The organism is Vibrio sp. 10N.222.54.E6 (genome assembly GCF_041473955.1).
GTDB classification, from domain to species: domain Bacteria; phylum Pseudomonadota; class Gammaproteobacteria; order Enterobacterales; family Vibrionaceae; genus Vibrio; species Vibrio tasmaniensis_A.
Genome location: NZ_JBFRTD010000069.1, coordinates 1 through 1,056 on the forward strand (window position 1 = coordinate 1; position 1,056 = coordinate 1,056).

The 1,056-nt window shown below is 42.9% G+C and carries 5 tRNA genes and 1 rRNA gene; all 6 read right to left on the reverse strand.

Annotated elements, in window-relative coordinates:
* Nucleotides 1-306: 306 nt before the first annotated feature.
* Nucleotides 307-382 (reverse strand) — tRNA-Val (locus AB4513_RS24290).
* 68 nt (nucleotides 383-450) lie between these two features.
* Nucleotides 451-526: transfer RNA gene (locus tag AB4513_RS24295), tRNA-Ala, on the reverse strand.
* Between the two features lie 24 nt (nucleotides 527-550).
* Nucleotides 551-626, reverse strand: a tRNA-Val gene (locus tag AB4513_RS24300).
* A 25-nt stretch (nucleotides 627-651) separates the two neighbouring features.
* Nucleotides 652-727: transfer RNA gene (locus AB4513_RS24305), tRNA-Lys, on the reverse strand.
* Nucleotides 728-747: 20 nt separating this feature from the next.
* Nucleotides 748-823 (reverse strand) — tRNA-Glu (locus AB4513_RS24310).
* Nucleotides 824-946: 123 nt separating this feature from the next.
* Nucleotides 947-1,056: ribosomal RNA gene (locus AB4513_RS24315) — 16S ribosomal RNA — on the reverse strand; the annotation flags it as partial.

Below are 1,056 nucleotides of genomic sequence, written 5' to 3' on the forward strand. Positions count from 1 at the left end.
ACTGTTTGCCGGACTCAATTTACTTTTTGTTTCCACTTTTTAATAAAAAGTAGAATCAAAAAATGAACAATCATTTCTGATCATTCGAATACAAGACACTTGAATGTGTTTGTTGTGTTTATACCGTTCTTAATAAATAAGAGCAGATAAACATTGAGAACTTTTAAATTTGATTTAAATAACTTCGTTATTTAAATCAGTCAGCTTTCCAAATTGTTAAAGAGCAAGAGTTTTTCAAGTTTTAAACTTTCAAAACCATTTTTAAAAACTCTCTTCAGACTTTTGTCATCAAAGAATATTTAAAGATGGTGGGCGATACCGGGCTCGAACCAGTGACCCCCTGCTTGTAAGGCAGGTGCTCTCCCAACTGAGCTAATCGCCCATGATAGTTTCTTTTGTCTTCACTTTTTAAAAAGTGAAAATAAAAGCCATCCTTACATGGAGAAAGAATGGTGGAGCTATGCGGGATCGAACCGCAGACCTCCTGCGTGCAAGGCAGGCGCTCTCCCAGCTGAGCTATAGCCCCATATTTTATTTCCTTGGGAGGAAATGGTGGGCGATACCGGGCTCGAACCAGTGACCCCCTGCTTGTAAGGCAGGTGCTCTCCCAACTGAGCTAATCGCCCCAAATTTTATTTCCTTGGGAGGAAATGGTGGGTCGTGCAGGATTCGAACCTGCGACCAATTGATTAAAAGTCAACTGCTCTACCAACTGAGCTAACGACCCTTTTTACTTCTTGAAGGAAGTGGTATCCCGTAGGGGAGTCGAACCCCTGTTACCGCCGTGAAAGGGCGGTGTCCTAGGCCTCTAGACGAACGGGACACTGCTAATTTATCTCCACTTTAAAAGTAGAAACAAACTTCGAAGAACCTTGGGAGTTCTTCTTCTCTTTGCTTTTCTAAACCTAATCAATCTGTGTGGACACTCATCGTAAGTATCTTCGTATAAGGAGGTGATCCAGCCCCAGGTTCCCCTAGGGCTACCTTGTTACGACTTCACCCCAGTCATGAACCACAAAGTGGTGAGCGTCCTCCCCGAAAGGTTAAACTACCCAC